Here is a 13,092-nt window from a genome sequence, read left to right as displayed (position 1 = left end):
TGCGGATGGACGAGCTACCTTGCGGGCGCCTGCGGTTTCGGGCCCGGAAGGGTTGCTGACGGAGTCGCTGCCCGTCGAAGACACAACGCAGGACTTCACGACCGTCAGGCGCGCGCTGGGAGGACAAACTCGTCGCCCCGTTGGTCACTGACGCCCAGCGGTTCAAGATCCAGCCTCACTGGACAGTGACGAGTGACTTTCGCGGTCGTTTGCACAGCATGAGCATCTTCGGAAAATCGCATGTCGCCGCCGGGGCTTTCCTTGCGGTGATAGCCGTCCTTGGAGTCGCCCCCTCCGCCCACGCCGACCCTGGCACTCTTTACCCTGCTGTCACTGCTGCCACCTCTCTGGATGCCCAGACGTTGGGCATCGCCGAAGGTGTCGCCTGTTCCGCTGCGATGACCTTCGACTTCCGCGCGGACAGCAGCGCTTGAGGCGGCGCCACTGTGGTGTCGCCGGGCGCCACGGGTCGCCCCGGGTAGCGACTCCGTCAGCAACCCTTCCGGGCCCAAAACCGCAGGCGCCCGCAAGGTAGCTCGTCCAGCCGCAGCCCTCTCCGCAAGGTGGGCTTCAATCCGCAAGGTTCGCCTGCACAGGACACGCGCAATGGCACCTTCAAACCATCAGGGTGGTGATACGAACAGCATCGCGCTCAAGTCCAGCGCTTATAGCAGCGGATCCCCGGTTAGCGAAACCGAGGATCCGCTACACCATAGGAAATCCACCGCCAGTCCATGACCACCTCGACGCGGTCACCACCGGCAGACCTCTTGATCTATACCGCCGGGTTTAACGAACTACCGGTAGTCAGCAGATGGAACGCGGTGTCGGTGGCCGCGTGCGCGCTGACCACGACCGGGCGTGTCGAAGAACGCGGCGAAGCGCTGGTCGAACCCCGGCCACGCCAAATCACCGGTTGCACGGTCATCATCTAAAGCACCAGCGTGCCAAGCCGAGAGCCGCCCCAGCACATCCCAACTACGAGGGTTTCGCCAAGACTTCCCACATTCGACGCGGAGGGCGCACGGAACATGCCACTGTCATTTGCACTGCCTTGTGGCGATCCACGTGCCCCCCTTCGCCGGGGAGTGCCAGGCCGGACACGGGGGAAGCTGAAAGGTGTACGGGTGATGGGCCAGCTCCGGCCAGGGGAAAGCCCTGTATCAGCGGATGCAGCTGGAGGCGGTGACCCGCGCTGGCGGTGCGGGCGGAGAATCCCCAGATTCGGCCACCCGCCCCGAAAATCTGTGGGCCCTGACGCCGGAGCTGCCGGCACAGCCGGCCGCCGCGGTCCGCTCCCTTCTCGCGACCAAGGCGTGGGCATGGCAAGACATCCAGCCCGTGCCTAGGCGTCGCGAAGTCGGGAATGGCGTTGCATCGAGGGGAGCATCGAAGATGTCCGAGGCACCTGCCGAAAGGCCACGCTCATGAAAGCCACAACGTCTGTGAGGGCGTCCCACTCTAGGGTGACCCCAGTCAAGGTGTGGGCAGGAATCGGTGTATTGCTCCTGTGCGTCGCCGTTTGGACGCTCGGGCGCTGGGCGCTCGATGGTGGCCTGCGCTCGGTGCCTAGCAGCGGGCGACTTTCCACTACTCGAGCGGTAGTAGTGTGGGGCGTCCAGGGCGCCGTTGCCGTCGCCCTGCTTTTCACTGCTGTGCGCGCCGTCCGAAGGACACGTCGCACGGGCCGCGTGAGGGTTGAAGACGCGCTGTACTTCGGCTTCTTCACATGCTTCTGGCTGGACCCGCTCACCAACTATTGGGAGTTGGGTTACGTAGTCAATCGCTATGCGCTGAATGTAACCACCTGGGGACCCTACTTCCCGGGCTGGAACAGCCCCGACTCCTCCAGCCAGGCGGTAACGATCTTCGCGGCCGGAGGTTTGGCTTGGGGCCTTGGACCCGTCTGGATCCTCATTCCGTGGGCGATTGTCCGCCGCCTCACCGAGAACAGGCCGCACTGGGGCATGTACCGGGTGCTCGTAGTGGCTCTGTTGGGATCAGCTCTGGCGGAGCTCATCCTGGAGGCACCCTGGGCGCTCACCGGCACCTACAGGTGGCGAGTGGGCGGGTCTTGGGACCTGTTTGCAGGCCACTGGTACCACGTTCCCCTGTTCGAAATCGCGCTTGCGTCGATCGTATTCAGTGTGCCGGTAGTCATGTTGCTCTACCGGGCACAACGCAAGGAGACGGAAGTGTGGCCACTACGCGGCAGCAGCAGCACAGGGCTGCGACTACTGGCCGCATCGGGCTTCACTCAGGCACTGACCGTCGTCTACCTATTCAGCCTGAGCGTTGCCGTCGCGTTCTCCCCCGTACATGTCCCGGCCGACACTCCTCCCTACCTCCTCCCCTGAAATCTCTCACCCACACGTACCGGCCCGAGTCCACAACGATCAGGCTTCGCCGCCACGCTCCAGACCCCTGCGACCCGGCAGCGCCGTCACGGCTTGCAGGCAAAAGTGCGCTCCTCAGGAGGACTGACATGAGCGAATCCAAGTCGTCGAAACTCACTCTCCCGCTGCTCTACTACCCGTTCCCGGTGGGGGTGAGCTCCGATCTGGAGGCAGTTGAGGCAGAGGCTCTGCAGTGGGCGATCGATTTCGGGCTGACGGAATTCGGGGTGGAGCGGGAGGAACAGATCCGGGACACGAAATGTGCGGAGTTCATCGGACGGCTGTTCCACACGATGCCGCCCGAGCGGTTCCGCGTCGCGGCCATCTGGTGCACCTGGATCTTCGTCATCGACGCCTCGTTCTGCGAAGCGGGAATCTACCTCACAGACCCCGCCGAACTGGCCGCGTTCCAGCTGTGGTTGCACGACATGCACTACGACCCCAAAGGGTACGACCGGCGGCCGCTGTGCGAGGAACTGGCCAGCCGGCTGCCCGCCGAGCACGCCGAGCTCTGTCGCAGGCTGGCCCCGGCCACGGTGGATGTCAGCGAACGCGTCGAGCGTCTGACGGGGCCGGGCCTGTACATGCAGTGGCTCGGTGAGATGAACTACTGGTACATGAGCACACTCTGGCAAGTGGGCCGCCCTTTCACCGGCACCCGGCCCAGTGTTCGGCAGTGGCTGTCGGCACGCCGGGCCCTCACGGCGATCCTGCCCACGCTCGCGGCCTGGCCGGCCTTTACGGGATCCGACGTGCCGGAGCACGAGTGGAACCGTGCGGATGTCCGTCGGTTGATGGCCTTGACCTCAGACATCGGCGGGATGTTCAACGACATCATCTCCTTTCCGCGGGAGAAGGGGGTGATCTGGAGCCTCCCGATCATCCTCGCCGACGAAGGCAGGAACGATCAGGAAGCAGTGAACGAGGCGGTGAGGCTGCACAACAACGCCGTCACCGAATATCTCTCTCTGGAACGAGACGTACGGAAGCGGGCCAGTCCCGGCCTGTGCCGATTCCTCGACGCGATGCGTACCCATCAACGGGGGCAGTACGAATGGTCCATCCGCGCCGGCCGCTACCGCAGCGATGAGAACTACGAGATCGAAGGGTGCATTGAAGCGGAAGCGTCAACATGAGTATCGGCGTGCCAGCGCCCGACTCTCGATGTCCGGGGCGGGGGCGCCGTAGGCGGGACTCGGGTGGAGGCCTGCCATAGCCGGCCCGGCCGCGGAAGTGATGGCGTGCTGTTCCCCCGTCGCGAGGCAAGAACATCCCCGCTGGAGGAATGTCCCGGCCATCACCGGCAGGTCGGCGGCACACAGCACGGCGGTGGTGACGGAGGAGGAGGCCCCGTGCCCATGGGATGTGAACGGGCCTCAGGCGGTCGCGAGTTGATCCCACCACCAGCTGATGGTGGGGATGGGCAGGGGTTCCGAGGCGTTGTCCGGCGGTTTCGAGGTGAACCGGTATGCGACGCGCAGCAAGGTGTCGGGCGAGCGGCCGTCGGGGTTGCGGTACTTGTCGGTGACGCCGTAGTAGTCGAGGTTGCCGCGGATGAGGTATCCCAGGTGCCGCATGTAGTTGCGCAGAGCGCTGCCGGCCCGCGGTCGGTGCCGTTCGGTGAGCTGGTCGCGCAGTGCGAGGAAGAGGGCCGTCAACCGGTTCCTCATCCAGGTCACTTCCCTGAGAGCCTGGTCGGTGGTGCAGCCGCCCTCGGCGGCCAGGACGGTCGCGAAGTTCCGCAGGGTCACTCCCTGGTTCTGATGGAACCAGAGGTCATTGGCGTAGGAGAACAGGTCGTTGTCGATGCCGACGATCAGTCCGGTGATCTCGGTAAGGGCGCGGACCGACGGGTGGTCCATCTCCGAGGCGGGTACTTCGACGCCGGTCAGAGTGTCGATCCAGCTGGTGAAGAGCGCCCCGCCAATGGTCTGCTGGCGTTGGGTGGTGTAGTCGTTGAGGGAAGGGGGCTCAGGGCGGGCGTGATCCGCGACTTCCCAGACCAGAGCCGACGCCCACAAGTGAGTGCCTTCGACGATCCGGCGCCTTTGCGAGGGTGTGGTCATGCGGTGCATCCGCGTGGCGAGGTCTTCCAGGGGGGCGCCGAACGGGCTGGTGGTCAGCAGTCCGGCACCGGGCGTCTCAAAGGTACGCACCAGTTTGACGGCCAGTTCCGCGGCCTCGGCCAGTACGTTCCGGTCCGACCGGGCCAGGGGGATACGGTCGAAACGCTCGTCGATCACGAAGCCGAGGTTGCACCAGTCGGTAAGGACTTGCATCGGGTCCAGCAGCCCGTGTGGCGCCATGCGCCCGACGAAATCGGCGGAGTTGAAAGAGCGCACGAACTGCAGGCTTGCCGCGTCCGGGCAGAATCCGTACCCGTGCATCCACTCTTCCGAGCGACGCCGCAGATGGTCGGTGTGGGGGTGGATGGCTCCCTGAATGGGACAGTAAAAGGGCGGGAGTTCGACCACTGGTTGCACCTTCTGCATCAACACACCTCCTGATTACGGGCAGGGACGCCGTGTGCGGATGTAGTGGGCGTGAGCATACATGCGCTTCTTCAGCCTCGACCTTTCGTGACGATCAGCCTTCTCAGCGGCCGAAACGCCGATGTCGACCGTGATACCAGCGCAGTGCCGCGTCGAAGCTGTGGTGGTCGAAGTCGGGCCAGGCGGTATCGGTGAAGTAGAGTTCCGCCTCCGCGACCTGCCACACCATGAATCCGGACAGGCGCTGTTCGCCCGAGGTGCGGATGACCAGGTCGACGTCGGGCTGGCCGGCCGTGGACAGATGCCGAGCCAGCCGGTCTTCGGTGACAGCCCCGCCGCCCGCACCATCGCTGCGGATGAGGGAGCGGACGGCGCTCACGATGTCGTCCCGCCCGCTGTAGGCGACGGCCACGTTCAGCGTGATGCCCTGGATGTGCCGGGTCTGTTCCGTGATCTCTCGCAAGGTGCGAGCGTCCTCGGGCCGCAGTTCGTCCATGGCGCCGATGATGCGGATGCGCCATCGCCTGGTGGAAGCCATCGTCTGCAGCCCGGCCGTGACCGCTCCCGTGATCTGTCGGACCACGGCGGGAGCCCTCCGCAGATTGTCCCGGGAGAGTGCCCAGACGGTCACGAAGGTGATGCCTGCCTGTTCACACCAGCCGGCGAGTTCGTGCACGCGCACGGCTCCCGCCCGGTACGCGGCGAAGAGCGGGAGCCGGTGTTCCGCGGCCCAGCGCCGGTTGCCGTCGAGGATCACCGCCACATGCCTCGGCGGCATACCCTGCCCGGCCGCTGTGGGTTGAGGGGCCGGGACGGGCTGGGGCATGTCCGTGACATTCACGTCGGCCTCCCCGCTCAGTTCGCTTGGACGAGCGGGTTGCGGCGGAATTCCCTGGGAGTGAGAAGGTGCCGGCCTTCTCGACGGCGGCGACGGTCCGGAGTTCCGCGTAGCCGCACTGTGCCGGCCGCTGGGAGACCTGCTGGATCGGAGGACGTGACCGAGGCATCGAGGTCCCAGACCATGCCGCCGAATTCCCCGGCCAGGCCGGAATGCAGGCCACCGACTACCCTACGATTCCGTGCCATGACATCCTCCCTCGGTGCTCTGCCGGCAGGAACGCCCCCACGGCGCCCGCTGAGCCGCATGCGGGGATTTATTTCGTCGGAAAAGTTTGTGTTCCCGGCAGTTGCCCGCCGGGAATGTGGAGAGCGTTTTCGCAGGGTGCGTTGACGTGAGCTCCGCGTGCGTCTCCCCGCCGTGACCATACGAAGCCGGTCGGCCGCCCCATGGGGGGGGGTGAACTTGGTCCCGCGCGCACGGAGAAACCGGAGCCCATCGGGTGCTCACGAGCGGATGTGCCCACTCCTTTCATGACGACACACCGCGCACTTCCAGTCCAGGCGCGCAACGCCCCGATCGGCGGCACTCGGCAGCCATGCGGAGTACGCGAGGGGCGTACGGCATGCTGACCCGCCCATCGCTGACGACCGCGCCGGGGCGTCGGCTCGCACCACGCGCACGGACGACGCGGAGCCCCGGCACGAGCCGCCGCGACAAGCCGGGTGGTGCACACGGATGGCACCCGGGCCCGTGCCCTGGTCCATAGTCGTGTCAGGGAGTACCGGCACGGTTCCCACGGCCGGCGAGTGCGCCCGCCGAGCACATCCCGGCCGGCCGTTCGGGCGGAGGGCCGCGCGGAATCGCGGGCGGGGATGACCGGGCCCGCGCGCCGCTGCCGGCCGCCGTGCGCCTCCCCGCACCCATCACGCGCCGCCGGGTGCGGGGTTGTGGGCCGACGGCGAGGTGCCGTGCACTGGAGATGACCGGAAGGGAGTCAGAGCAGGAAGTACCCGCCCCCGGTGCGCGGGTGGGCCGTATCGCCGGTTCCGGCGCGGGTTCGTGCACGGGGGAGGGACTGTGGGCGGTGGCCGCACGCGGCACGTCTCCCGTGTGGTGGGACGGCTGCTGGCCGAGCAGGTCCGCGTCCGCCGGGCGAAGCCGGAGGAAGGCGCCGAGGGCCAGGCGCGGGCCGTCCGGGAGGCGCTGCAGGAGCTGGGCCCGTTCTACATCAAGGTGGGGCAGATGCTCTCCACGCGGCCGGACTTCGTACCGCGGGCCGTGCTGGAGGAGTTGGGGCAGTTGCACGACCAGGTCACCCCCGTGTCCTTCGCCACGTTCGAGCCGGTGCTCGCGGCGGAGCTCGGGCCGCGGTGGCGGCGGCTGTTCCGGGAGATCGACACCTCGGCGCCGCTGGGCGCCGCCTCGCTGGCACAGGTCTACCGGGCGCGGCTGGCCGACGGGGCGTTCGCCGCGGTCAAGGTCCAACGTCCGGGTGTGGAACAGGCGATGGCCGAGGACATCCGGCTGTTGCGGCGGGCCGCCCGCCTCCTGGCGCGGGCCGCTCCCCGGTTCGCGGCCGTGGTGGACGTGCCGGCCATGCTGGGCGTGCTGTTCGAGGCCATGGAGGCGGAGACGGACTTCCGGGTGGAGGCCGGCCACATGCGCCGGGCCCGGGAGCTGTGTGAGGAGTTCGCGTTCCTGTCCGTGCCCCGGGTGCTGCTGCCGCCGACCCGGCGGGTACTGGTACAGGCGCTGGCCCCGGGCGTGTCGATCCGGGACGCCGATCCGCGCGCGTTCACCTCCGCCCAGCGCTCGGGTATCGGCCGGGACTTGATGGCGTTCATGTACCGCGGCTACTTCCTCGACCGCTTCTTCCACGCCGACCCTCACCCGGGCAACATCTTCGTCGCCCCGGGCGAGCCCGCGCACCTGATCGACTGGGGCATGGTGGGCCGTATGGAGAGCGGTACCAGCCGGCACCTGGTGCTGGCCCTGCTGAACCTCGCGGCCAACGACGGCGCGGGTCTGGCCGCGACCTGGATCGACATGGGGACCGCCACGACCTGGGCCGACGTCGCCGGGTTCCGCTCCGACATCAGCATGCTCGTCCCGAAGATCGCCTCCGTCACGCTGGAGGAGCTCAACTTCGGCGTCACCCTGACCGCGATCCTCGTCCACGCCACCCGCCGCGGCATCCGCACCAGCCCGGTGATCTCGCTGCTGGGAAAGTCCTTCGCCAATCTCGAGGGGTCGATCCGCTACCTGTGCCCGGAACTCTCCCTCACCGACGTCTTCGCCGACAACCTCCGCACCATCGTCTTCGGCCTCGCCCGCGAGACCCTCTCCGAACAGCAGGCCGCCCGCACCGCCCTCGATCTCATGATCGCCGCGCCGGGGGCCCTCCAGCAGACCCGGGGGATCCTGCGCGCCTTCGCCGAGAAGGACGTCACCTTCCACGCCAAGGTGGCCGGTGAGGACGACCGGCGGAAGAGGGCCACGGACGCCGGGTCGTGGCCCTTCTGGGCCGCCCTCGTCCTCGCCGGCTTCCTCGCCCGTGGCAGGAGGGGATGAGCCCACGCGACGTCGCTCGCCCTGCCACCGCCGTCCGAAGCCGGCAGTACCCCGGTGGGCGCCCCCGGGTGTGGACGGCGGGTGACGAGCAGGCGGAGCCGACCGCGTCGCCGGCAGCCGTAACAGCTTCCCCGCGACGTGGCCAGACGGCACTCCCGCCGCGCACGCCGCCCGGGGCGTGCCGTACGCGCCTGATGCGCTCGCGCGCCGCCGGGTGCGGGGTTGTCGCCGAGGGGCGGTGTGCCGTGCACTGGAAGGGGAGAAACCGATTTACGGGGGCCGGCCATCGCCCAGTGCCAAGGGCCGGCGGTGCGCTCCGGAGCGGACGCGGAGGCGTCCGGCGGCCGTACCGACGTCGTGGAGGGGGATGTGGCCCGTGGCCGCGCTCGTTCGGACCGGTGCCGGGACGGCTGCCCCTGGGGCAGACCCCACGGCAGCGGTGGCCGGAGCCGCCCCGGAAGACCGGCCGGAAGGCCGTCCTCTCCTCGGAGGCCGACGCGGCGCGCCGGCACCGGACTCGACGCCGCGGCGCAGCCTCCGAGGCATCCAAGCCGCCGAAGCCGCCGCGCCGCCCGGCGGACGGGAGCGGTGGCCGCCGGCCCCCGATGTGCTCCCCGCCGCCCGCGCCCCGACCCGATCCCGGGCCCGACGCGGCAGGAGGACGTGAACCCGGAACCCACCGCCCGTCCGGTCCCGCCCGCCACGAAGGGTAAGCCCCTTGCTCTCGCGTCCCCGCGGTCTCTTCTTCTGGCTGGTCCTGATCATCTTTCTGTTCTTCATCGCGACGGCTCCCGTCGCCACCGCCCACGCGATCCTGGCCGTCTGGCGGGCGATCATCTCCCTCTTCACCGGACTGAAGACGTTCATGAGCGTGCTCAGCGCGCCACGGTGACGACAGCCGACCGGCCCGATACCTGCCCTCGGCCCCGCCCCTCATCCCGAGGCGGGGCAGGGCTTCGCTCTCCCCTCGCGCCAAAGCGGTCTGGGAGCAGTCCCGAGCAAAGGAGTTCCCCGTGCGGTTTCCCCGCTACGTCTTACGACGCACGCTTGCCGCCGTTTTCCTGGCGACGGCCACCGGGTGCGCTTCGTTCAGCGCCACATACGTCGAACCGGTCCCTCAGCGGCTGCCCGCTGTTCCGTCACCGGTACCCGGCAGGAGCGGACCGACCACACCGGCGGGCTCCGCCGCGTCGCCCTCCCGATCCGCCACACCGTCACCCGGCGCATCGCGGCAGGGCCCACCGCCCGTTGGCGCGCCCATCCCGGCCGGCGACGCCGCGCCGACGCCCTCGGCGGACAGCCGGGACGCCGTGTCCCAGCGCTCCCTGTCACCACCGAGGCCGCGATCCGGCCCCGCCGGGGGCAGCGAGGCTTCACCAGGCCGCAGTGGCGCACGGGAAGAACCGTCGCCCGCCCCCGAGCCCACACGGCCGTGCCCTCGCCGGCCACTCCCGGGCGACGCGCCGCCGGACGGCGCCACCTCGTTCGACCGGCCCGTGGCCGACGGCACGCCGCTCACCTCCCCCTCCGCCGGTGGACCGGCGGGATATGGCTTGCCGGACGGCGGCGCCGATGACTGCCTGTGACGCCCGGTCAGCTCCGCTCGGGCGCCAGAAGGGTGGCGATCGTCGCGGACGGCACGGCCCCGTGCCCCAAAGGGGCGGGTATCCAGGAGAGCGCTCCGGCGAGGACGGTGGCCAGGACCTGGTAGGTGCAATCCCGGTTCGTGGCCGCGTCCCGCGCCCGAAAGGTGGCTCCCGCGCGTACGTCGTCCGCCAGCTCGCCGAGCGAGACGGGCCGGTGCGCGGTGGTGTCGTGCAGCGAGCCGTCATGGTGACGGGTCAGTTCCCGCACCACCCGGGCCGGTCCGGGCGGCCCTTGGCGTGAGGCGGCATCCCGCATCAACGCACCCCGGGGCCCGTCACGTCCGGGTGCTTCTTGCCGGCCACCGGCGTCCGCGGGGTGGCGGTGCGGCCGGTCCGGGCGGCCGGCCGGCGGTCGTCGTCCTCGTCGGGCCGGACGGCGTTGCTCGCCGCCTTGCGCAGGTCGTACTCCAGGTCGCGTGCCCGGTCCAGGCAGTCGTCGGTGAAGTCCTTCGCGTCATCGATGACGTCGCCGATGAAACGGATGAGGCCGCTACGGCGGCGGCCCCTCGAACGGGTGGTCATGACTGGCCCCTTCTTCTGCGCCGGCTCTTCCCGGCCGGCACGCGCGGGCAGGGGTGCCGTGCCCATGCGGCGCTCTCGCGGACGGGCCCGGCCACTCCTTTCATGACGACACACGCCGTCATACCCGTCCAGACGCGCACGGGCCCGGCCGGCGGCACTCGGACGCCGAGGGAGAGGCATGAGGGCGTACGACGTGGCTGCCCGCCCCATGCCTCCCGACACGCCCCACCCTCGGTGCGCACCACGCTCGTGGGCGCCTCAGTGCCCCGGCACAAGGAGGCCGGGACAAGCCGGGTGGTGCGCACGGTGGGAACCCGCCCGGCCCTGTGTGGCGCGGACATTCGCGGAGGTACCGCCGCGCTTCCTCCGGCCGGCGAATGCACCTGCCGCCCTACATCGGGGTTGCCGGACGCTGGGCATGTGCACCGTGGACGACGTCGCCGCCCCCAAAGTAACGGTCGCCGACCCCGCGGCGCGGCGGCCCGCACGAAGCCGCCCTCGGAAAGGAACACGGCGTCGATCACCGCACCCGGGCCCGCCGCCGCAGGCGGGGCCCATTATCAGCCCAGCGCGGAGGCCCTCATGCAGAACCCCCCTGGCAATACGACAAAAGTACCGCCACTTCTGGCGTCCGTAACGGGCCCGGAGGCCTTACGCACCCTGCCGGCGGAAGCACTGCCGGCGCTGGCCGAGGACATCCGGCGCTACCTGGTGACAACGGTGTGCGCCTCGGGCGGTCACCTGGGCCCGAGCCTGGGGGTGGTCGAGCTGACGATCGCCCTGCACCGCGTCTTCCACTCGCCGCGCGACAGCGTCCTGTTCGACATCGGACACCAGGCGTACGTCCACAAGCTGCTGACCGGCCGCCAGAAAGGCTTCGAACAGCTGCGCCGGGCCGGCGGCCTGTCGGGATACTGCTGCCGCGCGGAGTCCGAACACGATCTGATCGAGAACTCGCACGCCTCCACCGCCCTGTCCTACGCCGACGGGCTCGCCAAGGCCCGCGCCCTGGCGGGGGAACGGGACCGTGCGGTGGTAGCGGTCATCGGCGACGGCGCGCTCACCGGCGGCATGGCGTGGGAAGCGCTCGACAACATCGGCGCCGCCCCCGAACGCCCGGTGATCGTCGTCCTCAACGACAACGGCCGCTCCTACTCCCCCACCACCGGCGCCGTCGCCACCCGCCTGGCCGCGCTGCGCGCCCCCGGCCCGCACCCGGCCGGGAACGACGTGTTCGCCGCGCACGGCCTGGCCTGCCTCGGGCCGGTCGACGGACACGACATCCCCGCGGTGGAGGAGGCGCTGCGCCAAGCCCGCGCCCTGGGCCGCCCCGCCGTCGTGCACGTCGTCACCGTCAAGGGCAAGGGATATCCCTTCGCGGAGGCGGACGAGGCGGACTGCTTCCATGCCGTCGGAGTGATCGATCCCGTCACCGGCCGCACCCGGGCCACCGCCGCGCCGCCCGTACGGCAGCCCGGCAGCTGGACCGACGTCTTCGGCCAGGAGCTGCTCGCCTTGGCCGAGCAGCGGCCGGACCTGGTCGCGGTGACCGCGGCGATGCTCCGCCCCACCGGCCTGCACCCCATGGCCGTGGCCCATCCCGGCCGCGTCTTCGACGTCGGCATCGCCGAACAGCACGCCGTCACCAGCGCCGCGGGCCTGGCCATGGGCGGCCTCCACCCCGTGGTGGCCGTCTACGCCACGTTCCTCAACCGCGCCTTCGACCAGGTCCTGATGGACGTGGCCCTGCACCGCCTGCCCGTCACCCTCGTCCTGGACCGCGCCGGCATCACCGGCCCCGACGGCCCCTCGCACCACGGCATGTGGGACATCAGCCTCCTCGCCCTCGTCCCCGGCCTGCGCGTCGCCGCCCCCCGCGACACCACACGCCTCAAAGAGCTGTTGCGCGAGGCCGTCGCCACCGATGACGGGCCGACCGCCCTGCGCCTGCCCAAAGCCCCGGCCGGGCCCGACCTGGAGGCACTGGCTCGCATGGACGGCGTGGACGTCCTCCACCGCAGCGCCGGCCGTTCCCTGGACGTCCTCCTCGTCTCCGCGGGCCTCACCGCGGGCGCCGCCGTCGCGGCGGCCCGGCAACTCGAAGAGGACGAGGGCATCGGCTCCACCGTGGTCGACCCCCGCTGGATCACCCCCGTCAACCGCGCCCTCGTCCACCTCGCCGCACGCCACCACCTGACCGTGACCGTGGAGGACAACACCCGCACCGGCGGCTTCGGCAACCTGCTCGCCCAGGCGTGCGCCGACGCCGCCGTCACCACCCCGGTGCGCTGCCTGGGCCTGCCCCGCGCCTTCCTCCCCCACGGCACCCGAGCCGACCTCCTGGCCGACGCCGGACTCGACGCCGACGGCATCACCTCCGCCATTCTGCGCGCCCATACCGACTTCCTCACCTACGACGTCGCTCCCCTCGCCAACCCGGTCAACGGCCGGCGGCGACCGTGATGAACACCGGCCGCCGGCTGCCCGGCCGACCCCCCGAGCCGCCGGAGCACCGCCCGGCCCGGCGCGCCCCCGGCGCCGATGCCCTCCTCCCCGGGCGGCACTCCGGCCCTGGCGCCCTGCCGGCGGCCACCGGACATCCGTTTCTCCCACCCGCTGGGAAT

11 protein-coding genes are annotated in these 13,092 nt (G+C 70.1%); 7 read left to right on the top strand and 4 right to left on the bottom strand.

Features of this window, described 5'->3' with window-relative positions; genetic code table 11:
• Positions 1 to 218: 218 nt before the first annotated feature.
• The 4 genes from K7I03_RS28385 to K7I03_RS28370 all read left to right on the top strand — a co-directional run bounded on the left by K7I03_RS28385 (position 219) and on the right by K7I03_RS28370 (position 3,532).
• Positions 219 to 434, top strand: coding sequence for a hypothetical protein (locus K7I03_RS28385; RefSeq protein WP_185944505.1), 216 nt, complete (start codon positions 219 to 221; stop codon positions 432 to 434).
• Between the two features lie 300 nt (positions 435 to 734).
• Positions 735 to 935 carry a hypothetical protein gene (locus K7I03_RS28380; RefSeq protein ID WP_185944504.1) on the top strand — a complete coding sequence of 67 codons (201 nt, stop codon included), beginning with the start codon at positions 735 to 737 and terminating at the stop codon, positions 933 to 935.
• A 756-nt stretch (positions 936 to 1,691) separates the two neighbouring features.
• Positions 1,692 to 2,357, top strand: coding sequence for a spirocyclase AveC family protein (locus K7I03_RS28375; RefSeq protein ID WP_185944503.1), 666 nt, complete (start codon positions 1,692 to 1,694; stop codon positions 2,355 to 2,357).
• 128 nt (positions 2,358 to 2,485) lie between these two features.
• The gene (locus K7I03_RS28370) at positions 2,486 to 3,532 is read left to right on the top strand and encodes a terpene synthase family protein (protein ID WP_185944502.1); all 1,047 of its coding nucleotides are present in this window, start codon (positions 2,486 to 2,488) and stop codon (positions 3,530 to 3,532) included.
• 240 nt (positions 3,533 to 3,772) lie between these two features.
• On the opposite strand, the gene K7I03_RS28365 is transcribed toward K7I03_RS28370, so the two are convergent.
• Both K7I03_RS28365 and uppS read right to left on the bottom strand, forming a co-directional pair.
• On the bottom strand, positions 3,773 to 4,888 hold the full coding sequence (locus K7I03_RS28365) for a terpene synthase family protein (RefSeq protein WP_185944501.1): 1,116 nt from the start codon (positions 4,886 to 4,888) through the stop codon (positions 3,773 to 3,775).
• Positions 4,889 to 4,991: 103 nt separating this feature from the next.
• Positions 4,992 to 5,666: a polyprenyl diphosphate synthase gene (gene uppS, locus K7I03_RS28360; RefSeq protein WP_224347673.1), complete on the bottom strand. Its 675-nt coding sequence runs from the start codon at positions 5,664 to 5,666 to the stop codon at positions 4,992 to 4,994.
• A gap of 1,140 nt (positions 5,667 to 6,806) precedes the next feature.
• Between uppS and K7I03_RS28355 the strand changes: the two genes are divergently transcribed.
• Positions 6,807 to 8,300 (top strand): ABC1 kinase family protein, encoded by a 1,494-nt coding sequence (locus tag K7I03_RS28355; RefSeq protein ID WP_185944499.1) that lies wholly within the window; start codon positions 6,807 to 6,809, stop codon positions 8,298 to 8,300.
• Between the two features lie 718 nt (positions 8,301 to 9,018).
• A complete protein-coding gene (locus tag K7I03_RS28350) occupies positions 9,019 to 9,192 on the top strand; it encodes a hypothetical protein (RefSeq protein WP_185944498.1) in 174 nt (57 codons plus the stop codon).
• Between the two features lie 701 nt (positions 9,193 to 9,893).
• Here the strand turns inward: K7I03_RS28350 and K7I03_RS28345 are convergent.
• Both K7I03_RS28345 and K7I03_RS28340 read right to left on the bottom strand, forming a co-directional pair.
• Positions 9,894 to 10,202 (bottom strand): polyhydroxyalkanoate synthesis regulator DNA-binding domain-containing protein, encoded by a 309-nt coding sequence (locus K7I03_RS28345; RefSeq protein WP_185944497.1) that lies wholly within the window; start codon positions 10,200 to 10,202, stop codon positions 9,894 to 9,896.
• Positions 10,202 to 10,468, bottom strand: a complete 267-nt coding sequence (locus tag K7I03_RS28340) for a hypothetical protein (protein WP_185944496.1) — start codon at positions 10,466 to 10,468, stop codon at positions 10,202 to 10,204. Before K7I03_RS28340 ends, K7I03_RS28345 begins: the two co-directional genes overlap by 1 nt.
• Before the next feature lie 582 nt (positions 10,469 to 11,050).
• Here K7I03_RS28340 and K7I03_RS28335 point away from each other — a divergent pair.
• Entirely contained in the window at positions 11,051 to 12,931 is a 1,881-nt protein-coding gene (locus tag K7I03_RS28335; protein WP_185944495.1) for a 1-deoxy-D-xylulose-5-phosphate synthase, read from the top strand.
• Positions 12,932 to 13,092: the final 161 nt, after the last annotated feature.

Origin of the sequence: Streptomyces mobaraensis (genome assembly GCF_020099395.1) — a bacterium.
In the GTDB taxonomy this organism is placed as follows: Bacteria; Actinomycetota; Actinomycetes; order Streptomycetales; family Streptomycetaceae; genus Streptomyces.
The sequence above is the reverse complement of the archived record's forward strand: the minus strand, read 5'-3'. Positions and strand labels throughout refer to the sequence as shown.